Below are 23,157 nucleotides of genomic sequence, written 5' to 3'. Positions count from 1 at the left end.
GCGTCGCCTTTGCGATAGACGCCGCACCCATTGTTCAATCACGCTCACGCCCCATCGTTATGGCGCGCATTCTCTCCCGGCCGCTCCGCACGTTGGTACCACAGGGCCAGTGGATAGGAGAACGCGAAAACGCAGGCGGCAATCAGTATCGCCCAGCGGTTCACCAGATGCGTCGAGAGGATTCCAGGCACTAGCAAGACGATCATGATGATCAGGATGCTCCGCAAGGCAGCGCGCTTGCCGAGCTGTCGCAAGAGGCCCACGCCCAGCCTGCCGATGAAGGCCAGGACTAGGCAGGTCACCGTGAGAGCAAATGCACCCGTCCAAAAGCCCGGGTGCACCTGCTTCATGGCGTAGGCATGCCAGATCATCAACCCCAGCAACGCGATAAACGCTGCAGCAGTGAAAACAACCTCAGTGGTGGAAGATGCCTTTTTCATACCTGTCGCCTCCGTCTCACGACCTTTTCAATCAGCTACCGCTGCACTGCGAGTAGCAGTCCTGCGGAACCAGCGAGACACAATTGTTGAAATTGGTGGTCGCGGTACCCGCACCGGCCTGGTATGCAATTTCTGCCGCGGCAACGCAAGCCAGCAGTACCGGCGGCGCCTCGATGGTTGCAGCACATAACAGATCCGCCGCCAGCTCCGCCTCCTGCGCCGCGTTGCCCGCATCCAGGTAACTCGCATTACAGGCATTGGTGTACGCGGTCTGGCAGCCCGAGCAGGCCGGAGGGATCTGATCGCTGTCGTCGTCGTCGTCATCGTCATCGTCACCACGGTCGTCGTCACCGCGAGTGTCGGAAGCGCCCGCTGCAATCATCATGGCGAGGGCGGCCGGCGTCTTGCTGGTGGTCGAACTGGCGATTTCGGTCGCGGCCATGCGGCTGTAGCCGGAGAATGCGCCAAACAGGCCGTCGCCGTTCAACGGATCCTGCCACCCATCGTCCACGCCATGCGGGGTCGCGGCATCGGCCGCCGGTACCGACGGGTCAAGCATCACGCTGCCATCCGGCCCGCGGATGATAGCCGCACCGCCTGACAACGAAACCATCTTCAACGCCTTGCCGCTGACCGGATCGTATTCGACCTGATAGCGGCGATTCGTGGCATCGGTATAGGTATCCAGGTCACCGGCCGTGTTGTAGGTGAACGAGCGCGACTGGCCCTGCCAGTTCGTCAACTGCACGATCCGCCCGGACGCATCGCGTTCCGCACGCGCCCATTCACCCTTGGTGTTGGTGATCATCTGCACAGCGCCGCGGGCATCGCGCTTGAAGGTGAATTGCATACCGTTGGAATCGGACCAGTCGACCAGTTGGCCGCGCGCGTTGCGATTGGCGTAGGCCGAATAGCCGCCCGGCATGGATTCCGACAGCAGGTGGCCGGCGTTGTTGTACTGGAACTGGGAGACACCATGCTTGGCGTCGACGAAGGACGCCAGCAGGCCCTGCTTGTTGTGATTGAAGGTGATGGAGCGACGAAAGTTCTGCAAGGTAGCCACCCGTCCGTTCACGGTCGTGCAGGTGTAGGTGCGAACTTTCCGGCTGCTGGTCGCAGACATCAGGCCACTGTTGCCATCATATTCAAACGACACGGGACCGGCCGCATCGGTGATGACCTGCGGCAGGCCCGCATCCGAGTATTGCCACTGTTTCCACTTGCGCCCTTTCGCGGAGTAGACCAGTCGACCCTGAGCGTCATACTTGTATTGATGGGTACCCGCCGCGCTGACAGTGCTGGTGAGAAAGCCCTGGTCATCATAGGCAAGCGACACCGAGTCCGCCGCCGACCGGCTGGACGTGAGCCCGGTAACCTGGCCCTTCGCATTGTGCGAGTAGCTCCACGTCACGCCGTTGCCATCGGTCGCCAACAGCATCGGATGACCCGCGGCGTCACTCGAGTAGGCGTAGCTGGTGGCGCCCGCGATGGTCTTCGATTGCGACACCTTGCCTGCGGCATAGCCGACGCCGAGCACTTCGGTGCCCGCCGGATCCACCACGCTGGCGAGCTGGTCGCCCTGATAGCCATACTGCCAAGCAGCTCCTGTGACATCCGTCGCACCCGACAGCATAGACCCGCCGTAGTTGAAGTTGACGGAACGTCCCGCACTGTCTTTCAGTGCGGTGATGTGCGGCGTGTCATCTTCCGACCAGATGACATCGATGCGATAACCCGCGGCGGCATTCAGCACCGCTGTGAGGCGCGCGTTGGCATCGCGCTGGATCACGACAGAGCCGGCCTGGCCGTAGTCAAAGGCGGAAAGGTGGTAAGCGTCGCCGATCTTGCTGTAGACCTTGGCAATGCCGGGTACCAGCTCCTCACGGAACGTATTGTCATCGACGCGGGAAAGTTTGCGGTGGCTGCTCAGACCCGGTGCCGAGGCGCTATAGACAGACTGACCGGCACCCGCCTGAAGCTGCACGACGTCGCCGGCCGCGGTGTATACCGTGGCACCGGAGCCGCTTACGGTTATGCGCTCGTCGACACTGAACGACCAGCCTTTGCCGAGCCCGGTATCCGCACTGGAAGCGCTGTTGTAGTAGCGAACGAGCGATACCGAAGGATAGCCCCTGAGCCTGACATCGGGGATGCCGAATACCAGGTTACCCGTGGATGACTCCACTAGTTGCACCGACGTACCGGCACGTGACGAGCGCTGAAGCGGCACGATCGCTCGCGGCAGCGAAACATGCTTGAGCAGCGTGGCGGAATCCAGAACGTTGCCGAAGATCCGCGTCAGCTCTTTGCTGGACGCGCAACTGGAGCAGGCCGGATCGGTCATGCGGTTGCCGCTGGTCGCGGCCAGGCTTTTCCCAAACGGCACCATGTCCAGTGCCGGAACGAAGAGCGAAGAAACGATCACCTTCAGTGTCTGTCGACGAGTAACCATCTCGCATTGTCCTTTTTCAAAATGGCGTCAGGGGGATTTGCATTCACGAACTGCAATTGGGTGCATGGCATTTGCAACGAGACAAATCTGTAACCAAGACAACACACTCCGCGCGTTGTGCCATCGGCACAACGCGGTCAAACCTGGCGTGAATCAACGAGGAAACTAGGAAGAAGAAAAGCGGAGAAACGCTCAACCAATCCTTCGGGCAATCAACACAGCTTCATATCCCTCCCTGGACGATGAAAAGACAGCAGTGGATGATGTTCGCAACGTTTACAGTGAGCCGTCAGTTTTGTGTCAATGAACGGGGTCCTCACTCTTGATGAAAAGAAATGTAAAGCGTGGAGGCAATGGCTTATCGCAAAAAAATGCATTCATGCAATAAAGACTTACAAATCCAGCGCGCGTTATTTTCTTTCGTCTCATCAGTCATAAAAAATCAATGTGTGCCGTCATAAATGGATCGGCAACATTAAAAAACGTGAAGACAATGTCAACGCCAGTGAGATAAGGACGTGTATTTCTTGCTCGTCATTTCAATGCGGGTCCGCCGCGGCCCAGGATGACGAGCGACAGCACAACCACTCATCAGGCGGCAACTATTTTTTATAGCCATCGCAATGACGATCGCCGCGGATCAATCTGGCGTAGCTTCGCCGAAGCACCTAAAGTCCAACGCTACGCAGGCACCGGAAACGCCTGGCACTTACCCTGGATAACGACATGTACGTTGATAACGCCACCAAGACCCTTTTCTTCCACAATCCTAAAACCGCCGGTCGCTCCATTGTTGTCGGCCTTGGCTTTGCAGAAGACACACATCACAAGCTGGTGCATTTCGACCCTGTGAATGCCCGGCGGTGCATCTTTCAGGACGACTGGGATCGTTTCTTTTCTTTTGGCTTTGTACGCAATCCATGGGACCGGCTTGTTTCGCTCTACGAATACCATAGGAGTGTGGAATATGGCGTCTTCCAGCGCATGAATGATTCGCATCAAATGGCCAGGCGTTATGATTTCGACGACTGGGTCTGTATCAACATGAACGCGACCAAGCGCAAGCGCTCGAACTGGTTCGGCACACCGCAGACATTCTGGATCGAAGGCGTTACGGCGGCCTACAAATTTGAAGAGTATGACCAGGCATTTCGCGACATTGCGCTGCGAATGGGCAAGCAGATGCCGGCTCCCTACATCAACAAGTCATCCCGGTCGCATTACCGGAACTATTACCTGAAAGACGCCACGATCGAGATCGTGGCGAATATGGACGCGCACGTCATCAGCAAATTCGGATATACATTTTGAATGCGCTGGCGTCTCGCCGAACCGGGATGTTCTAACGGCGCTTATCAAGCGGCGTCGCCATGCGCTCAGCCAATGCCTTGACCGACAACGGCTTGCGCAGCACGGTAATGGGGCTATGTGTGCCGGCTTCCAGATCGACCGCGCTGGTCGTAAAGCCCGTCAGCAATATGGCGGGCAAATGGGGGCGACGATGCATTTTTCAGCCTTTTTACTGAGCAACGCCCCAAAATATTCAACGACTTTTCCATCCTTCTCAACGGTAGAAAGGATGACGTTCAAGTGTGACGATGTAGACCAGCCACCATTTTTTAGGAGCGGAAGCCCTTCTTCCTGATACCTAATGATGAGGTCTCTTAACGTGTAGTTGGTTTCAACATCGCGTCTGATCTTGCCGTCCACAAGCAGGCTTGCGACTTCTGAACGTGCAAACGCTTCAGCTTTGGCAAGAGCTTGGAGCTTCGTTTTTCCCTCACCCCAATAAAACGTTTCGCGTAATTTTTGGACGTTACCATTCACGTCCTTACGCGAAATTCGCACCCGATAGTGAGTGGGGCGTTCTTCGATGTTTTGGGCTTTGGTAGCCTTTCTAGCCATGATTTTGTATCCTTCAGCGTCATGTTTGCCCTCGTCGCTTAAGGGATAAAGCGCGGTCCTCCTAAGACTGAGCTACAGGTTCGAGTCCTGTCGGGGGCGCCATGTTTTGTAAAAGTATCAGTTTTGCCCCGTTGAATTTGCCCCAATAAATCCTTCGCTCTATCAGCAACTTAGGGGTGGGCTAAGGCAAAGAAATTTTGCCTCATAAGAAGCAGGTCGCACGTTCGAATCGTGTCGGGGACGCCACCTTTCAATCCCATCGGCCGCAGCGTCGTCCCAAGCAGCAGGCCAGACGGTCTAACTGCTTGAGGCTGAAGGGCGAAGCGCTTTCGCGCAGGTCGGCGTTCAACTCCGACCGGACTGTTCGTCGTAGGACCAACCGCTCAGCGCGCGTCCGATACCACCGAGACGCCTTCCTGCACCTGCACGCGGTTGCCCGGATCGTGATCCATGCGGGTCGTGCGCGTTACGCCGTCATAGATGTACTGCACGTCGTAGCCGACGATACGATCCGTGGCGTCGTTCACGGTCTGGCATTCGCGTTCGGTGGTTGAAACAACCCGGTTTTGCTGGTGCGCGGCTTCGATGCGGTTGCCGGCATAGCCGCCGCCCACGGCACCGGCCACCGTCGCCAGCGTATTGCCCTTGCCATGGCCGACCAAGTGGCCGAGCAGGCCGCCGGCCACCGCGCCGATGGCGGTGCCTGCCAGGTGATGCTGGTCCTTCGGTGGCTCGGTGCGGTTCACCACCACGTCCTGGCATACCTGCGTGGGACGATTCGCCGTGTCGTGCACGGGCGTCACGCTGAGCACCTGCGCATATTGCGGACCGGCATGGGGCGCGGCCTGCAATGATCCGGCGTCATTCAGCGCAGGATCCGCATTGGCGTCATGGTTGCAGCCTGTCAAGCCGGCGACAGCAACGGTTACGCCGGCTGCGCAGAGCGCCTTGAAAATCATTGTGCTCACTTTCTTCAATCCCCTTGTCAGTCGCCGGCGCGAGCAGGCTTTCATTCTTGCGGTCCGTTGGCAATCGCGAAGCGAGCGATCCCCGGATCCGCATGATGCCTTGCGCAAGCCATTCAATGTTCGAGCCAGGTCGCAAGGCGCGCAGGCGATTGAACGGCGGCCAAGACAGGCATGAAAAAATATCGCAGGTGGCCGGCACGGTCCGTTGTTTTATGCGCAGGATGTCGTGTTCGAGGGCTTTTGCAGCGTGCGAGGCGCTCCCTCATCTGTACTCAAGAACCGCGCTCACGCACCGGTTACCACAATGCGGTTGCGACCGGCAGTCTTGGCCTCGTACAGGGCGGCGTCGGCGCGACGGATCAGGTCGAAGCTGTCGTGATCTTGCCGCCGCAGCCAGGCGACGCCCATCGAACAGGTTACTTTCACGCGCGCACCATCACCGCCGAACGGGCTTTCGGCAATGTGCTGGCACAGGGTTTCGAACGGCGCCGGATCGCCGGGAGTCGCACCAGGCACAACCGCCAGAATTTCCTCGCCACCGTAGCGCCCCAGCGTGGCGCCAGCCGGCAGCGCACTTCGTAGCCGCGTGGCAGCCTCGATCAGCACGGCATCGCCGGCCAGGTGGCCGTAATGATCGTTGATGCGCTTGAAGTGGTCGAAATCGATCAGCGCCACGGCCAGCGGCCGCTTGTGGGTCAAGGCGTCAGCGATGGCGAGGGACAGTATCTCCAGTACGTGCGAGCGATTGGGCAAGCCGGTCAGTGCGTCGTGCGTGGCCTGTTTCCACAATGCAGCACGCGCTTCTTCCAGTGCCTGCTTGTCCACTTCCAGCTCGCGCGTGCGCAACGCGACCATCTGTTCGAGTTGGCGTGCGCGGGCGCGCAGGTGCCGGGTGCGCAACTGCCAGGTCAGCACGGTGACCCATGCAAACAACAGCAGCCCGCCCAGCACCGCCGGCGTGCGTTGCCACCATGGCGGTACGACGCGCAGAGGCAACTGCATCACTGGCGAGAGCTGCCGGTCATCCGGATCGTAGGCTGCCACCTCGAATACAAAATCACCGGGCGGAAGCGGCGGATAGTCGACCTGGGGCCGGTCTGACGTCACCCACTTGCGCTCCAGGCCTTGCAGCCGATAGCGATATTGGAGGTTCCGGCGGGTCGGTGCACCCATGGTGGCGAAGCGCAGGGTCAGTGGCTGCGTGGGCGCGTAGTCGAAGCGATAAGCGGATGCCGGCGGCTGGATCGAGCCGCCGCGACTGAGTTCGGTGACGGCGACTTCCAGCGGTTCGGGCGATACCAGCGAGGCTGGATGCAGCAGGTGGGAAATGCCGTTGCTGGTGCCAATCCAAACCGAGCCGTCGTTATCTTCGAAGAAGGCGTTCTCGGCGATGTCGTCCCAGATCAGGCCATCGTCTTCGGTGAGGCGGCGCCAGCGTTGGCCGTTGAAAAGTTCGACGCCATCGGTGCCGCCGATCCATAGCCAGCCGCGACGGTCGTGCTGAATGAAATAGATGCGGGTGTTGTCGAGGAGGTTGTCGTCCGTGTGTTGCACCGTCAAGACACCGTCGCCGCTTACATGGCCGTGCCATAGGCCATCGAAATCGCCGGCGATGTAGAGTTCGCCGTCGGGCAGCACATCCACATGCGTGAAATCCTGGCTGGATGGCGCGCCGATGACGCGGATGCGTTGCCACCGGCCATGGTCGAGCCTGAACAGTCCGGCCTCGCCGGAGAACCACAGCCGGCCCTGCGCGTCTTCTTTCGCGTCCTTGAATACATTGTCGGGGACGACGCCTTCACCGGCACGCTTCAAGGTATGGCCGTCATACACATACAGGCCGCGCGCGGTGCACAACCATGCCCGTCCCTGGCTATCGACGAACATGCGGCCGATATAGGCCGGCGCGTGCGCAACTTCTTCGGTGGTGCCTTGGCGGGAGCGATAGCGCAGCAACTCGCCCGAGTAGTAGGCGGCCAGCATGTCGCCGCCGGGCAGGGCGTGCAGGTCGATGGTCTCCTGGGCCAACGGCGGCGCTTGCAGCGGCCATGGCGTCAGCCGCGAAGCGCCGGGCGCGAGCACGCTGCCACCCAGCTCGTTACCGGTCCACAGCGTGCCGTTGTCGGCGCGCGCGATCGCCCAGCTGGGGCTGCTGTCCAGCCCTTGCCTGGCCTGCCAGCTTTCGATCTGTTCGTAGCCCAGCCATTGCAGCACGCCACGTCCGTAGGTGCCGATCCACAACACGTGGTTGCGGTCGTACAGCAGTGCGTCGATGCCGATATCGGGCAGGCCGTTGCTTGCGTCGATGATGCGCCAGTCGTGCCCGTCCCAGCGGGCGAGGCCATCGTTGGCGCGCGTGAGCAGGCGGCCCTGGTCGTCCTCGATCATGTCCAGGTAGGCCGTGACCACTCGCGCGCCCGGCAAGTCATGGCTGGCGAACGTGGCGTTACCGGGAGTTAGCGCGCGGATGTAGTAGGGGCTGCGGACCCATTGCGTGCCGTCGCGGGTGCGCAGGTAGGACGTCCAGGTGTCTGGAGGAATACCTTCGCGCTTACCCCATACATGCAAATGCCCGGCGCTCAACTGGCACAGCGACTTGCCGCAGCCGAACCACAGCGCATGCCCGTCGGCGAATACGCTGGCAATGTCCGCCAGCTCCGGCGTCGTGCCCGCCGCCGCGTCGAAACGGATGCGTGCATGCCATTCCGTGCCCGCCGCGTCGATCGTCCACAGGCGATGCTGGCTTACCGCATAGAGCCGGCCGTCCAGATCGGTGAGCGTGGCGCCCGGATCGATCGGCAAGGCATGCCCCTGCGCCGTGACCGGCGCGAAGCGCTGACCATCGCCCACATAAAGGCCGGTCCGGGTGCCCACCCACATGCGGCCCTTGGCGTCCTGGTGCAGGGCGCTGATAAAACTGCCGCGCAGGCCGCTTTCCGCGCCAATGCGCTGGAACACGTGGCCATCGAAGCGAAACAATCCATGCTCGGTACAGACGTACACGAAACCGCGGCGATCCTGCAGCAGGCAGTTGTCTTCCAGGCTGCCAAGCCCCTGTGCCTGGGTGAAGGAAGCGAGGCTGATGGCCTGCCCGAGGGCGGGATTGGGCAAGCAAAAAAACATGGCGATCCAGGCGGCGACTACCGCGATGCCACGCAATGGGCGCCGTTGCTGCACGGAGCCAATCGCCGGTCCTGCCATGCCTGCTTTCAACGCCCGTCCCCTGTTGCTTCGGGCTGCCCGCGCCCGGGCCTCCCTCTATGGCTGACCCGCGTGCGCCGCGCAGGTCCGTGCCAACGATAGCGCAGGTTAGCGCCCGGACGAAGGTTGGCGGATGGCAAAGGTCCGGGTGCTGCCCGTCGAGGGCAGCGGGCCGCGATATCCGTCACTGCCTGCAGAGCGGGTATTCCTCAGTCCGGGACCCGCTCCAGTATCCGGGCCTCTACCAGGCTCGGTGCGATCTGCAAAAAAGCCGGGAGGCGCGTTGGTCCTCCCGGCTCAATGCGTGCAATCGACGGTATTGGGCGCGGAGAAACCAACCCGCCAGCCTCGCCGCCTACGGCATTTACGCGGTGCACTCATAGATGACGCCAGTCACGCCATTAACCGTTTTTGATTTGGCCTTGCATTGTCCCTTGCTTTGATAAAAGGCGAAACTGCTGCCGTTACTGCTACTTTGCTTCGCTCCATTCAGAAACCAGGAAAGAGGCAGCGAAGAGGGCTTGTAGCCGCCGCCATATCCGCCGCCGCCACAGCCATAAGAACCGCAACTGGCGCCATAGTTGGGTTTGACCGCCGACGGGACGGAGGTGGCTTGCGCCGATGCCGCGCGTGGCGACGATTTCGGTGCTGACAACCTCACGTCTTCGTCGTCTGCTGGATCGTATTCGAAACCCTGCGGATGTCCGGATGAGTTGAACAGGTTTCCTATGATGTCACCGACGGAGCCCGGCTTGCCCGATGCCATGCCGGTGATGTTGCTGGTGACACTATCGCTGGTATCAATAAGTTGTTTTAGCTTGGCCCCGTAGAAATAACCCTTGGATACGCCGGGCTGGCCATCGCAATTGGCGGCGATGTCGCCACTTTCGTCTTCGCCCACGGCCGAGCAGTTATAGCCGCCGTCGGGCACGCCAATGTCCTTGAGCGGCAGGTTGTCCACCGTGCCTGTGAAAACGCGCGAATATCCCTCATCGGTCAGCTTGTCGATAACCAAATTCCCCGAATCGTTGATTTCAATACCGATGCCTTGCTTGGCGTCGAGCTTCTCCACGGATGTGCCGCTTCCCGCCCAATACACGGCTCTTGGATCACCGTCGGCGTCGGCGCAGGTGCCCACGGCATCGCCATTGACGTTGACGCTCACCGCGGCGCATTCGTGTCCGGCCAGGTCATCCAGCGCGGTGGCCGTATACGTTCCGCCTGAACTCGTCCAGCGCATGGCCTGGTTACGGGTTTTGCCATTTTTTTGAATGGTGCAAAACCCCACGACGATGGGCGAGGCGGCGTTGTCGATTGCCAATGGTTCGCAACCTACCACCGACTCGTTATCAGTAACGGCGGGATTCAACAATAGGTCAGGGCTGGTAGTGCCGCTTGCCCAAAGCACGGCTTCATCATGTCCGTCGCTGCTGGTACTGGTTCCTATGACGATGCCCTGAGCATTGACTTTGCCTGCCGAATCGCTGTCGTCGGCAGGTGCATTATCGCCCCCTGGAAAGGAAGCAATACGGATGGCGCGGCGGTGTAGTTGCCGCTTGAATCGGCGGTCCAGGCCACGGCTTGATCCACATCGTCGGCGTCGTCGCAATCGCCGCTGATGGTGCCGTCGTCGCCAATCGATCCGGCATTGCACAGTTTGCCGTCCGCAAGCACCGGTAAGGGGATAGGGGCGCTCTGGCCGGGAAGTACATAAATCGCTTCGCTAAGCTCACCGGTATCGCTGCTGCTTATGCACTCGCCAATTACCGTGCCGTTGCTGTTGACGTCTGTCGTAGAGCAATCGGTGCCGCCGGGCAAGTCGCCGAAATTGATCTCCTGGGCTTGAAGTGGAACGGCCATGGCACCCGCCGCGCTACACAACGCCAACGCTATGAGGCTTTTCCGCAACATGATCTGCATGACGTTTCCCTCTCATGTGGAAGAGACGAAAGTCATCGCCAGCAGCGCCCTTCCATCACCGCTAGCAATGTGATTGTTGCCGGAAGATATTTGCCGCAAAAATCCAAACTATGCTTTTCGAGCATTCCAGGCCGAATCGGCTTTGATCGCTGGCAGGATCGCCATGGAATGACTGGCGGATCGAATATCGCCAGCCAGGCCGGACGATCCGATCGTCAACGTGCGTGCAATGAGTCGGCTTGAACGCCTGCGGCTCATGATCATTCCTTGCCGGAAATACCCTGATTGAGCGAAGCACCGGTGCGGCAGGTGCGCCGTTTGCTGCGCCGGATCGTAGGGAGGGCCGAATAAAGCCCCCGTCTTCGCGCTGTGAATGCCTGGATGGAATGAAGACTCGTTTTAATAATGCGATTAAATAGTTGATGGGAAAATATGATTTAACATATGCCATGATTTGTAGATATTTCTGATAAATTTTTCGCCTGAAAATTAATCGATAAGAGGGACGGGCTGGTTAATGATCGAGGATGGTATTAAGTGGGACAGGTAATAAATGGCTTGCATAATAAAATGGTGCGGTAATGGAGTGTTGCGCGTAATAAAATTGAAACAGGTGCGTGGTGACGGATTAAGTTTTTCCATTCACTTGAGCGATAACGCATCGAGCGTGGACTTTGGCCGGGAGGCCTGAACAAGCCTGGTTGGTTAGGGGTCGACATTGGCGAGAGCAAGCCGGCATGGATCGCGCCCCTTGCATGGCGGTTGCAGCTTCACCGGAATGGTGCCGGCAACAGCTGCATGTGATGCGCCCAGAGATGAGATGGAAGCGGCCCGCAACGGCGTCATTCTGACGTCCGATCTTTCGCAACCTGTCCATGCTTGGATCGTGAGTCAACTTCAGCGCGGTGGCGAACGTACAGAGTTGGCGAAACGGCGACTTTGGAAGCCGGCCAGCCCGGAGGCTGCCTTGCATGCCCATTGTGGAAACGTGCATGCCGCAACGCACACGCGCCATGGTCAATTCAGTCCGACGGACCTGACCCTCGAATGGGTGTGGAAGCTGTGAACGTGCCAACACATGATGTGGAAGTCAACTGTGATAAACGAGACGGGCTGGAAACAAATCAGCTAACTTCGCGGTTCATTACCGTTGGACTTCGCAATAGGAGACCTATCTATGAAGCGACATCTCGCAGTTGCCCTTGGTTTTGCCGTCGGCATTGGTTCGCTCGCAATCCACGCGCAGCAAGCGCCCTCGCGGCATGATGATGCCCACGCATCCAGTCATGCCAGCGTTGCACACGGTTCATTTAAACAAGGCGGTAAATCGCAGCAATTCGGCAAGGGCGATAAATTGCCCTCACAATTTCGCGGAAACGATCGCGTCGTTAGCAACTACAGCGCCAACCATTTGCGCCAGCCGCCCAGAGGCTACCACTGGGTACGCGATGACAGCGGAAACTTCGTCTTGGTGGCGATCACGACTGGCGTGATCAGCGAGATTCTTTCCGGGCAGTGAGCCTTGCTACGTCGTGGAGCCTCCGCAACGTGGCTCCTTCGTAGTGCTGCTTGAACGAAATCGCCCTCGTGTCGAGGGCGATTGTTCATCGCCCGGACTGGCTCTTGAGCTCACCCATGGCCCGCCGGTTCGCCAGCCGTCCAGATGACCCGCCCATGCACGCACCGTCATTTTTGCGCTCGGCGAGATACTGGGACGGTTGCAGGCAGTTCTCGCCCTAGTTGTATTCGGCGTGTGCCAACTGCCTCCGCGCCGGCGACTTTCGTGGTGGCCGCTTGATCAATCCGGATCAATGCCGTGGCGTAGCCGCATTCCATGCTCGTCGATATTTGCCGGGTGCTGTCAACGCGAAACGGTTTGCTGCCATTCCCTGGTGACCCAACTCGGCCACGAGCATGCCGCTCACAAGAACGTCCAAAGGCGAGTGTTCTCGCGCTCCACTGACGTCTCAAGCATGAGACGCACAGACATGTCGCCTCGGGCATGCCAGCCCCTATCATCAATCAAAGGGCCAAGACTGATAAGCAGTTCGCATATTTGATGCGTCCTGATGAGGCTGGGTCCGTCTTGGTGCTAGCTATGGGGTTGGCGATGGATCGGCAGTTTCATTTCAATTCGGGCCTGCCAAGGCCCGGCTCTACATGCGCTTTTGGCGGAACTGAGCCGGAGCCGCGCTTTTACGCGAGGCGGCCGTCTATGGCGGGTCGGCCTGTCGGCAGCCTTGGCTACCAGGCTGATGCGTCCCGCCTGCGTGCCAGTACGCCGAGCCTGCATGCCTTGCGCAAGAAGATCGCCGTGGGCGCCGACCGGCTGCTGCCAGATCTCTTTCACCGCTTCGAAACCGCCGTTTCTAGCACAACCCGGCGCTGAATCCGCGTCGGGTGCGCATCGTCCGGATCGGCTACAAAATTTTTCGGTCGGCCACGTAGCGCCCGAAAAAAAGCCGGTGAGGCGGCGAACTCATACCAATAACCAGTTATTGCCGGCCACAGGGGGCCATCGCCATGAACCGCATCTATCGCATCGTTTTCAATCGCACGCTTTGCATCCCGCAAGTCGTGTCTGAACTGGCGACGTCATCCGGTGGCGCCACGATCGGCCAGGTCGATGCGTTACCCCGCACGGAACTGAAGGCGCGAGCCTTGGTGATCGCGCTGGGGCTTGCACTGAGTACATTCGTGTTGCCCGCCTTGGCGCAGACCTGTACGCCCACCACCGGAACCCTGGCCGCTTCGTGCGCGGGAACAACCGCTTCCAACGGCGGCACGGGCGCGAACGGCGCAGGCGCTACGCCAAGCGCTGCCGGTAGCGGGGCGGGCGGCTCATCCGGCGGTGCGGGCGCGGGAGGTGCGTTTGGCGGCGCCGGCGGCGCACCCTATCCATTTGGTACCGGTGCGGGCGGCGGCGGCGGTGTCTACGGTGGCGGCGGCGAAAGCGGGGGCTATTTCTCGGAGGCTGCGGTCGCGGGCGGCGGCGGCGGAACGCCGGCCTTGGTAGCAACCGGAAGCCTGACTGTTAATACCGGAGTTACCGTCACCGGAGGCAGCGGCGGTGTCGGCGCCAGCAACGGAAACGTGGGCTATGCACAATTTGGTTCCAATGGCACGCCCACCAGTTTTGGCGCTGGCGGCGGTGGCGGCGGCGCGGGTGTCAGCTTTGGGGTCGGCAGCGCTTCGCTCACCAATGCCGGGACCATTGCCGGCGGCAATGGCGGTAACGGCGGCGGCGGCTACATTCCTGGTGCCGGCGGCGGCGGCGGCATGGGGCTCAGTGTCAGCGGCGCGGGCAATACCATCGGCAACTCAGGACTTATCACGGGCGGCAACGGCGGTGCCGGCGGGGCCACCTCGGCGAGCGGCACCAACGGCTTCGTACAGTATGCCGTGGCGAACGGTGGCGCCGGTGGTGCCGGGCTAAGTGTCAGCGGAAGCGGTAACACCATTATCAATTCCGGCGTCATCACCGGCGGCGCGGGCGGGGCGGGTACTGACCATGCCGGCGCTGGCGGCGTCGGCGTCGGTATATCAGGCAGCAACAACCTGCTCATCACCAGCGGCCTCATCGCTGGCGGACTGGACGGGGCGGGCGCCAACCCGAGCGATGCCGTCGAGATCACCGGTAGCGACAATACGCTGGAACTGCTCAGCGGCTATAGCTTCAACGGCAACGTTGTCTCCACGCCAGGCAACGGCAACGTGCTTTCGCTCGGCGGATCGACCAGTGCAAGTTTCGGTGTAGCGGCAATCGGTGCGCAATTTACGGGCTTCGACAGCTACCTCAAGTCCGGCAGCAGTACGTGGACGCTGACCGGCACCATCGCGTTGGTGACACCCTGGACGATCAGCGCGGGCGTCCTGTCCATTTCGTCAGACAGCGCACTTGGCGCGACGACGGGAACGGTCACCCTCAACGGCGGCACGCTGCAAACGACGGACGCCAGTCACACGCTTTTGCATAACATCGTGGTGGACAGTGGCGCGATCTCGGCATCAGGCAACTTGACTTTCAACGATCAGGTCAACGGCGCGAACAATAGCCTGGCCTTGAATTCGCAAGGTGTGATCACCGAATCGGGTTCGGCCACTATTCAATTGGGTATGCTGACGGGCTCATCGACGGGCAGCACGACCCTTACCAGCGCGTCGAACCAGATTGCCACGCTCGGCAATTTCACCGCCACCAACTTCACGCTTGCGACCTCCGGTAACCTGACCCTTGCGGGCAACATCACCACGACGGGCGGCTCCACCGGCCTGAGCATTGAGGGAAACCTGACGCAGTCAAGCGGCGCCATCACTGCCGGCACGTTGACTGTTTCGGCAACAAACGCGGTGCTCAATGACGCAGCAAATAATGTGTCGATACTTGCGAACGCCATCGTGTCGGAGAGCGGCAATTTCAGCTTTGTCGACAGTAGCGCCCTGCGGATCACGGGAACCGTGTTGGGTGGCGCCGCGGCGTTTACCGATACCGGTGGCGCGATCGTCGATACGGGAACGGTCACCACGAGCGGTGCGTCCGGTACCACGATTGGCGCAGGCACGATCTTCCAGGTGGGTAACGGTGTTGCCGCCGGATCGATCTTGGGCAATGTCACGAACAACGACGAGCTGGTTTTCCAACAGCCCTCGGCGACCACCGTGGGCGGCGTCATCAGCGGCAGCGGGTCGCTTTACCAGGAAAGCGGCGGCAGCATTTTGTATCTGACCGGTGCCGACAACTACACCGGCAGCACGGTGATCCAGTCCGGCACATTGCTGGTCGGTAATGGAGGTGTCGCGGGCTCGATCAGTTCGAGCCCCACAGTCATGGATAACGGCACGTTCGGTTTCGACCTCAGCAGCAGTATCGCTTACGCCGGCGTGATCAGCGGCAGCGGCGCATTCGAACTGCTCGGCAGCGGCACCGTGACGTTGACAGGTACGGATACTTACACCGGTGGCACAAGCATTGGCTACGGCGGCACCTTGCAGCTTGGCAGCGGCGGTACCACCGGTTCGATCGGCGGCAACGTCACCGACAATGGCACGCTGGCCTTCGACCACAGCAGTGCGCTGACTTTCGCGGGTGTGATCGGCGGCATGGGTGGCTTGAAGCAGATCGGCACAGGTGCCACCACGCTCAGCGGTGCAAACACCTACACGGGCGCAACGACCATCAGTGGCGGCACGCTCGCATTGAGCGGCTCGGGTAGCATTGCGGACTCCAGCGATGTGGCTGACAACGGCACCTTCAGCATCAGTGGCACCAACAGCGGCGCATCGATTATGTCGTTGAGTGGTTCCGGCAGCGTTACGCTCGGCAATAAAACGCTGACGCTGTCGAACGCAGCCAACACGTTCAGCGGTGCCATGACCGGCAGCGGGGGCCTTGCGCTGAATGCGGGAAGCGAAACGCTGACCGGAAACAATACCTACAGCGGTGCCACGACCATTAACGGCGGCACGCTGTCGGTGAGCAGTGGCGGCACGGTTGCCAGTTCGTCCGTCGTGGACAATGGCATGTTGCTTGCCGATGGCGCCGGTACCTCTGTCACCGCCACCATGGCAAGTCTCACCACGCCATTCATGGTGGGCGATAACGGCACGGGCGCGCTGACGGCAAGCCATGGCGCGGCGATCGCCAGCGCCAATGAATTCAACATCGGCCAGAACGCTGGCGACACCGGCACGGTGGCCATTGCCAGCGATGCGACGTTGAGCACGACTGGCAGCATCAATGTCGGCAAATACGGTACTGGAACGTTGAGCGTTTCCGGCGGCGGCAGCGTGGTCGACAACGGCTTTTTGTCGATTGCCGATCAGGCCGGCGCCCATGGCACGATCACCGTGAGCGACAGCGGCTCAAGCATTACGGAGGCGGACGAGATCGCCGTGGGCAACCACGACGGTACCGGTACGCTGACGATCGCCAATGGCGGCATGGTGAGCGCACCCTTGGTGGTAATCGCCGCGGATCCGGACGCGGCCGGCACGCTCAATATCGGCGCCGCGGCGGGTAGCGCGGCGGTGGCGTCGGGCACACTTGACACGGCCAGTGTTGCGTTCGGCAACGGCAGCGGTTCGTTGGTATTCAATCTTACCGACGCCGGTTACGTTTTCGCTCCCTCGATCAGCGGCAACGGTGCGGTCGAGGTGCTGGCGGGCACGACCATCTTTACGGCCGACAACAGCTATACCGGCAGCACCACCATCGGCGGCGGCAGCTTGCAATTGGGCAATGGCGGCGCCAGCGGCTCGATCGCCACCGATGTGAGCGACAACGGCGTGCTGGCCTTCAATCGATCCGATGACACCACGTTTGCCGGTGCGATCAGCGGCGGCGGCAGCGTGGCGCAACTGGGTCCGGACAACCTCACCTTGTCCAATACCAACACCTATGGCGGCGGCACCACGATCGCGGCCGGCACCTTGACCGGCACCACGGGCAGTTTCGGCAGCGGTGCCGTCACCGATAACGCGGCGATGGTGTTGTCGCAGTCCACGGATGGCACCTTCGCCAACGCGATCAGCGGCAGCGGCAGCCTGGCGGTGAACGGCGCGGCGGCGATCACGCTCAGCGGCACCAATAGCTACAGCGGCGGCACCACCGTCAACGGCGGCACGCTGATTGGCGACAGCAATAGCCTGCAGGGCGCGATCGTCGACAATGCAGCGCTCAACTTCAACCAGGGTTTTGATGGCAGCTTCGCCGGCGCGCTGTCTGGCGCAGGCACGCTGGGCAAGACGGGCGCCGGCGCGTTGAGCCTGTCGGCTGACAGCAGTGCCTTTACCGGTGCCACCAGTGTAAGCGGTGGCACCTTGCTGGTGGATGGTGCGCTGGGCGGCAATGTCGACGTAACCGCGACCGTGGGCGGCCAGGGCACGTTGAGCGGCAACGTAACGATCGAGAACGGTGGCGTGCTGGCACCGGGCGACCAGGGCGGCAGCATCGGCACGCTGAATGTCGGTGGCGACCTGCTGATGCAGCAGGGTAGTGCGTACAGCATGGACGTCGGCACGCCGGGTGCTCCGCTGGGCCTGGCGGGCAGCAGCGATAGCGTCAGTGTCGCTGGCAATCTCACCCTCAACGGCGTCACGCTCAACATCAATGATGCGGGCGGCATGGGCCCCGGCATCTATCGCATCTTCGATTACGCCGGCACGTTGAGCGAAAGCAACGGCGGCATCACGCTCGGTACCATACCCGCGGGCGATACGCTGAGCATCCAGACGCTGACCGCCGACAAGCAAATCAACCTCGTCGATAGCACTGGGCTGACGCTCAGCTTCTGGAATGCCAACGGCCAGGCGTCCTCGACGCAGGCCGGTGGCGGCAGCGGCACCTGGTCGGTGACTTCGCAGACCTGGACCGACGCCAACGGCGACATCACGGCGCCGATGGGACCGCAGCCCGGTTTAGCCATTTTCAGCGGCGCTCCCGGCACTGTGACGGTAGATAACAGTGCCGGCGCGGTGAGCGCCACAGGCCTGCAATTCGCCAGCGGCGGTTACCTGATGACCGGCGATACGCTAACGCTGGTAGACAACGCCGGCGCCGCGCCGATCATTCGCGTCGGCGATGGCAGCAGCAACGGCGCGAGCTACTCGGCCGAGATCGACAACGTGTTGGCCGGCACCGCCGGCCTGGCCAAAGCCGATTACGGCACGCTGATTCTCGCCGGCAACAATACCTACACCGGTGGTACGACGATCAGTGGCGGCACGTTGCAAATCGGCAACGGCGGCACTACCGGTTCGATAGTGGGCGATATTGCCAACAGCGGTGCGCTCATGTTCGATCGTTCCGACAGCACGAGCTTCACCGGCATCATCAGCGGCAGCGGCAGCGTCGCGCAGATCGGTGGCGGTACGCTCACGCTGACCGCCGCCAACACCTTCACCGGCGCCACCACGATCAGCAACGGCACCTTGGCGCTGAGCGGCGCGGGCAGCATCGCAAGCAGCAGCGGCGTAAGCGACAGCGGCACGTTTGATATCAGCAACGCCAGCAACGGTGCGTCGATCAACCGTTTGTCTGGCAATGGCAGCGTACAGTTGGGTGCGCAGACGCTGACGCTGACCAGCGCCGCCGATACCTTCAGCGGCGTGATCGCCGGCAATGGCGGATTGACCATCGCTGGCGGTACGGAAATCCTCACCGGCAGCAACACCTATGCCGGCGCTACCACTATCAGTAGCGGCACACTCGCCCTGGGCAGCGGCGGTAGCATCGGGAATAGCAGCAGCGTGAGCGACAGCGGCACGCTCGATATCAGCAGCACCAGCAACGGTGCATCGATCAACAGCTTGTCCGGCCATGGCAACGTGGTGTTGGGCACCCAGACGCTGACGCTGACCAACTCTGCCGATACCTTCAGCGGCGTGATTGCCGGCAGCGGCGGCTTGGCCATCGCCAGCGGCACGGAAATCCTCGCCGGCAGCAACACCTATACCGGTGGCACCACCATCAGCGGCGGCACACTGGCCTTAAGTGGCGGCGGCAGCATCGCGAGCAGTGCAGCGGTGAACGATAACGGTACGTTCGATATCAGCGCCACCAACAGTGGGGCGTCGGTCAGCAGCTTGTCCGGCAATGGCACTGTGGCACTGGGTGCCCGCACGCTGACGCTGACTAATGCCGCCGATACTTTCAGCGGCGGGATTGCCGGCAGCGGCGGCTTGGTCATCGCCAGCGGTACGGAAATCCTCGCCGGCAGCAACACCTATACCGGTGGTACGACCATCAGCGCCGGCATGTTGCAAGTCGGCGACGGTGGTGCGGCCGGCTCGATCGCCGGCAATGTTCTCGACAGCGGCAAGCTCGTATTCGATCGCTCGGATGTGGTGAATTTCGGCGGATCGATCAGTGGTAAAGGTAGCGTGGCGCAGTCCGGAGCCGGCACGACAGTGTTCATGGGCGCCAACACCTACACCGGTGGCACCACGATCAACAAGGGTACCTTGCAAGTGGGCAATGGCGGTACCGCTGGTTCGATCGCTGGCAATGTCGCCAACAACGGCACCCTCGCATTCGATCGTTCGGATAATGTCGTCTTTGGAGGACTGGTCAGCGGTAGCGGCAGCGTGATGCAAGCCGGCAGCGGCAGCCTGACACTTACCGCCGCTAACAGCTACAGCGGTGGCACCGAACTCAACGGCGGTGCCTTGGATGTGGGCAGCAACGCGGTGATCGGTAGCGGCACGCTGGCGATGGCGGCAGGTACGACGCTGAACCTCGATGCAAGCTTCACGCTCGCCAATACGATCACGCTTTCCGGCGATCCAACCATCAATACGGGTGCCGGCCAGACCGATACGCTCAGCGGCGGCATCAGCGAAGGCACGCAAGCTGGCGATCTGGTCAAAACCGGCACCGGCACACTGGTACTGACCGGCATGGATACCTACACCGGCGCCACGAATGTCGCGGGCGGCACGCTTGACGTCGAAGGCCATCTTGCCAGTACCGTCAGCGTGGCGAATGGTGCGACCCTGATCGGCAACGGCAGCATGGGCGGTCTGGAAGTTGCAAGCGGCGCAACGATAGCTCCAGGCAACAACAGCGTCGGCACCTTGACCGTCAATGGCAATGTGACCATGGCATCGGGTTCGCAGTACCAGGTGAATGCCACCGACACTGGCAGCAGCGATCTGATCAAGGCCACCGGGACGGCAATGCTGGGCGGCGGATCAGTCGTCACCATTGCGGCAGGTAATAATTGGAAGCCGTACACCCATTACACCATCCTCACGACAGGTGGCGGCGTGAGCGGCGGTTTCGGTGCGGTCAGTTCCAACTTCGCCTTCCTCACGCCTACGCTCAGTTACGACTCGAACAACGCCTACCTGACGCTGATGCGTAACACCACGGGCTTCCCGGTCGTCGGTGTTACGCCCAACCAGATCCACACGGCCGCCGGCGTCGAAGCACTGGCCTTCGGCAACAACGTGTTCGACGCCATCCTGCCGATGGCTGTCGCGCCGGCACGCAATGCGTTCACCGAATTGTCGGGCGACAATCTTGCCAGCACGCGCACCGCGATCGTCGATGACAGCCGCTTTGTGCGCGATGCCATCAACAGCCATCTGCAAGGTGTGCAGGGCAGTGGGGACGTGTCGCAAAGCGACAATGACGGCAGCATATGGACCAGCGCATGGGGCCACGGCGGAGATCACGACAGCGATGGCAATGCCGCGCGTATGAGCGATACTGGCAGCGGCTTGCTGGTGGGCGCCGATCGCAATCTCGACGCATGGCGTCTGGGCGCTGTTGCCGGTACCGGCGAGCTCTCCAATAACAGCACCTACGGGGCGGCCGATGCGCACAGCACCGATACGGTGTTTGGCCTGTATACCGGCTACAACGTGGATGCGTGGCAATTCCAGGGTGGCGTGGCCCATAGCTGGTATCAGACACACAGCCATCGCCAGATCGATCTCGCCGGTGTCAGTGGCACCGATGACGCCAGCTACGCCAATGGCGTGACCCAGGCCTATGCCGATGGCGGTTACCAGTTCACCTTCTCGCAGAGCAGCCTTACGCCATACGTCGATCTCGCCCGGGTATGGATGCATCAGGCTTCGATCAACGAGGTGGGCGGCCCTTCGGCACTCGATGTGCAGGCCAACGGTACCAGCGTGAACTACGGTACGCTGGGATGGCGCGGCATGTTCTCGCCCACGCCTGGATTGCAGCTGCATGCCAATGTCGGTTATCAGCATGCGTGGGGCGACCTGGAATCGATCGACACCCAGTCGTTTGCAAGCGGCGGCACCGACAGCTTCAGCGTTGCCGGCCTGCCTGTTTCCAGGAACGCGGGTCTCGTCGATTTCGGCATGCGCTTCGCACTCGGCAAGAACGTGAGCGTGGATGCGAGCTATCACGGACAATTCGCCCGCGACATGAAGGACGAGGGCGCACGCATGTCGCTCAATGTCCAGTTCTGACTGAGAGTCAAATCAAGTCTGTGCTGGAATCAACAGCCCGTCCGATGGAATGAACGCGGCGGGCCGGTGTGTCCACAGGCGCACCGGTGCGGGCTACCTCGTTACTGCATCACAACACCGTTCTGCCGTAATCGCGGCAGAACGGTGGCTGCACCACATTGAGAAAAAATGTGGTCACTTGCGCCTTTCAGCTACGCATGACTCTATGGCGATGGCCGGCGATGGTTAGGGGGCTTCGTCTTTGGTGGCCGCTTCGCGGCCATGGAAATTATTTCGCTTTCAGGAAAAGCAATTGGCTTGGACAGCAGCGAAGCATTTTTTTCCGTCGGCTGTGCGCCCACCGGATAAACATCGCGAAGATCGCCCTTGGATAGAACAGTGTGCACCCGTTCGCGCATCTCATCGCAGTAAGCCATTAAGGCGTCCCGTGGACTATCTGCTTCGTCGGTGACGAGATAGACGGAAGGAAGGTTGCCGACGATCACCCATGGCCATTCGCCTATGGCCTCACCATCGGAAATCGTGAAAGTAGACGGTTAACTCGGAATAGAAAAACCTCAACCACACCGCCTACGTCTAGCGACAGCAGCCTTTCCTTGCCGTCAAAACGGTAGGTGATTCGCCACACTTTGAGCCGTTTGAGTTGAGCAAGAGATACGAACCGCCACCATTGGCAAGTTTCTATGGCTTGTCAGTGGGTTTAGATCTGTGGATTGCAGTATCAGACGGTGTGCCACGGAGGTAATACCCTCCATGGGTGAATCAGCTACCCCTAAACCTATCCCTGCTTAATCCGGACTCGATGGACCAGATAGGGCTTGGCTCGACACGAAAAAAGGCCAGAACCGTTGCTAATGCAAGGATTTCTGGCCTTCTTTGGACTTGCTTGACTGCTATCTGGTGCGGAAATAGGCGTCGAATCATGGCTCTAAAATGGCTTGGTTAAGCCATTTGAGGATGTCCTGTTTCGGTTCATGCCCCCGAATATGCCCCCACGTATCCCCTGCTTGGAATCAGGTTTGTCATGATCGTGCGGAAAGGTCGAAGGAGGGAAGGGGAATTATCGCGATTAGGGTAGGTTATCGCAGGTGGGTTTACGGTTTCCTCCTCTTCGATCGTTCAAGGCTGACGTCTTTTCCTGTTTAGCCCAAAGAGCTGATCATGAACCGCCCCGGGATTCGCGGAGGCTCCAACTCTTGAGAGAATGGAGCCATGACAAAGTTAAAACAGTTTTCCCCGGAAGTCCGCGAGCGTGCGGTGCGGATGGTGCAGGAGCACCGTGGTGAATACCCATCGTTGTGGGCGGCGGTCGAGTCGATCGCGC

Annotated in this window: 13 protein-coding genes and 1 tRNA gene; 5 read left to right on the top strand and 9 right to left on the bottom strand. The window is 60.7% G+C overall.

Annotated features, from left to right (window positions below):
- Nucleotides 1–44: 44 nt before the first annotated feature.
- Together ISP15_RS12850 and ISP15_RS12845 are read right to left on the bottom strand one after the other, a co-directional pair.
- Entirely contained in the window at nt 45–440 is a 396-nt protein-coding gene (locus ISP15_RS12850; RefSeq protein ID WP_404547924.1) for a hypothetical protein, read from the bottom strand.
- Between the two features lie 31 nt (nt 441–471).
- On the bottom strand, nt 472–2,892 hold the full coding sequence (locus tag ISP15_RS12845) for a DUF6531 domain-containing protein (protein ID WP_404547923.1): 2,421 nt from the start codon (nt 2,890–2,892) through the stop codon (nt 472–474).
- 726 nt (nt 2,893–3,618) lie between these two features.
- Between ISP15_RS12845 and ISP15_RS12840 the strand changes: the two genes are divergently transcribed.
- Nucleotides 3,619–4,203 carry a sulfotransferase family 2 domain-containing protein gene (locus tag ISP15_RS12840; RefSeq protein WP_404547921.1) on the top strand — a complete coding sequence of 195 codons (585 nt, stop codon included), beginning with the start codon at nt 3,619–3,621 and terminating at the stop codon, nt 4,201–4,203.
- A 31-nt stretch (nt 4,204–4,234) separates the two neighbouring features.
- On the opposite strand, the gene ISP15_RS12835 is transcribed toward ISP15_RS12840, so the two are convergent.
- Together ISP15_RS12835 and ISP15_RS12830 are read right to left on the bottom strand one after the other, a co-directional pair.
- A complete protein-coding gene (locus tag ISP15_RS12835; RefSeq protein WP_404547920.1) occupies nt 4,235–4,399 on the bottom strand; it encodes a hypothetical protein in 165 nt (54 codons plus the stop codon).
- Nucleotides 4,363–4,797: a hypothetical protein gene (locus tag ISP15_RS12830; protein WP_404547919.1), complete on the bottom strand. Its 435-nt coding sequence runs from the start codon at nt 4,795–4,797 to the stop codon at nt 4,363–4,365. The genes ISP15_RS12835 and ISP15_RS12830 overlap by 37 nt, the downstream gene beginning before the upstream one ends.
- 27 nt (nt 4,798–4,824) lie before the next feature.
- On the opposite strand from ISP15_RS12830, the gene ISP15_RS12825 reads away from it, so the two are divergent.
- A tRNA-Arg gene (locus ISP15_RS12825) sits at nt 4,825–4,899 on the top strand.
- A 281-nt stretch (nt 4,900–5,180) separates the two neighbouring features.
- Here ISP15_RS12825 and ISP15_RS12820 read toward each other — a convergent pair.
- From ISP15_RS12820 to ISP15_RS12805, 4 genes are all read right to left on the bottom strand, one after another.
- On the bottom strand, nt 5,181–5,756 hold the full coding sequence (locus tag ISP15_RS12820) for a glycine zipper 2TM domain-containing protein (protein WP_404547980.1): 576 nt from the start codon (nt 5,754–5,756) through the stop codon (nt 5,181–5,183).
- A gap of 294 nt (nt 5,757–6,050) precedes the next feature.
- Nucleotides 6,051–8,942 carry a ligand-binding sensor domain-containing diguanylate cyclase gene (locus ISP15_RS12815; protein ID WP_404547918.1) on the bottom strand — a complete coding sequence of 964 codons (2,892 nt, stop codon included), beginning with the start codon at nt 8,940–8,942 and terminating at the stop codon, nt 6,051–6,053.
- 388 nt (nt 8,943–9,330) lie between these two features.
- A complete protein-coding gene (locus ISP15_RS12810) occupies nt 9,331–10,335 on the bottom strand; it encodes a hypothetical protein (RefSeq protein ID WP_404547917.1) in 1,005 nt (334 codons plus the stop codon).
- A 74-nt stretch (nt 10,336–10,409) separates the two neighbouring features.
- The gene (locus ISP15_RS12805; RefSeq protein ID WP_404547916.1) at nt 10,410–10,886 is read right to left on the bottom strand and encodes a hypothetical protein; all 477 of its coding nucleotides are present in this window, start codon (nt 10,884–10,886) and stop codon (nt 10,410–10,412) included.
- A gap of 1,177 nt (nt 10,887–12,063) precedes the next feature.
- Here ISP15_RS12805 and ISP15_RS12800 point away from each other — a divergent pair.
- From ISP15_RS12800 to ISP15_RS12790, 3 genes are all read left to right on the top strand, one after another.
- Nucleotides 12,064–12,405 (top strand): RcnB family protein, encoded by a 342-nt coding sequence (locus tag ISP15_RS12800; RefSeq protein WP_404547915.1) that lies wholly within the window; start codon nt 12,064–12,066, stop codon nt 12,403–12,405.
- Between the two features lie 696 nt (nt 12,406–13,101).
- Nucleotides 13,102–13,275 (top strand): hypothetical protein, encoded by a 174-nt coding sequence (locus tag ISP15_RS12795; protein WP_404547914.1) that lies wholly within the window; start codon nt 13,102–13,104, stop codon nt 13,273–13,275.
- A 134-nt stretch (nt 13,276–13,409) separates the two neighbouring features.
- Nucleotides 13,410–21,833, top strand: coding sequence for an autotransporter-associated beta strand repeat-containing protein (locus ISP15_RS12790; RefSeq protein WP_404547913.1), 8,424 nt, complete (start codon nt 13,410–13,412; stop codon nt 21,831–21,833).
- Between the two features lie 203 nt (nt 21,834–22,036).
- On the opposite strand, the gene ISP15_RS12785 is transcribed toward ISP15_RS12790, so the two are convergent.
- Nucleotides 22,037–22,318, bottom strand: a complete 282-nt coding sequence (locus ISP15_RS12785) for a hypothetical protein (RefSeq protein ID WP_404547911.1) — start codon at nt 22,316–22,318, stop codon at nt 22,037–22,039.
- Nucleotides 22,319–23,157 lie beyond the last annotated feature (839 nt).

The organism is Dyella jejuensis (genome assembly GCF_044904675.1).
GTDB lineage: Bacteria > Pseudomonadota > Gammaproteobacteria > Xanthomonadales > Rhodanobacteraceae > Dyella_B > Dyella_B jejuensis.
This window is presented reverse-complemented; position numbering and strand designations above follow the sequence as displayed.